The sequence below is a fragment of the Limosilactobacillus reuteri subsp. porcinus genome (genome assembly GCF_036621895.1).
Taxonomy (GTDB): Bacteria; Bacillota; Bacilli; order Lactobacillales; family Lactobacillaceae; genus Limosilactobacillus; species Limosilactobacillus reuteri_J.
Genome location: NZ_LN887352.1, coordinates 1 through 477, shown reverse-complemented (window position 1 = coordinate 477; position 477 = coordinate 1). Strand labels below are relative to the sequence as shown.

1 protein-coding gene is annotated in these 477 nt (G+C 38.2%); it reads right to left on the bottom strand.

Annotated features, from left to right (window positions below; translation table 11 throughout):
* A partial coding sequence (locus tag AACL61_RS02235; protein WP_339110927.1) for a transposase occupies window positions 1–355 on the bottom strand: 355 nt, incomplete at its 3' end.
* Window positions 356–477: the final 122 nt, after the last annotated feature.

Here is a 477-nt window from a genome sequence, read left to right as displayed (position 1 = left end):
CAAAGGCATGTTTAATTAGCTTACTAGCGTGCTGACTGCGTCGAAAGTTATTGATGGTATGGTAGCTATAAGTATAATCATGGGCTAACCAACGCATTGGCAGGTTCTCATCCAACATCATTTCAATCTTTCTTCCAGAATAAGTTTGACGTGAGTAGGCAAACAAGAGAATCTTAAGCATAATTGCTGGATGTGATGAAGGGCGGCCAGTAGCCGCTCCCGAATCTTCTAATAGCACATCTTGTGGAATCGAGTCGACAAAATCACTAATTAATCGTGCAACATGATTCTGTGGTAAATCATAGTTATAGTTTAGTACGAATTCGGTTTGCCCTATGGTATAATTTTGATACATGAAAATCGCTCCCTTTGGTTGTTTTTAGGGGTAATTACATCATATCAGGAACGATTTCCTGTGTACATAAAAACCGGATGATGAATTGTTCAAAAAATTCATCATCCGGTTTTTATTTTGGA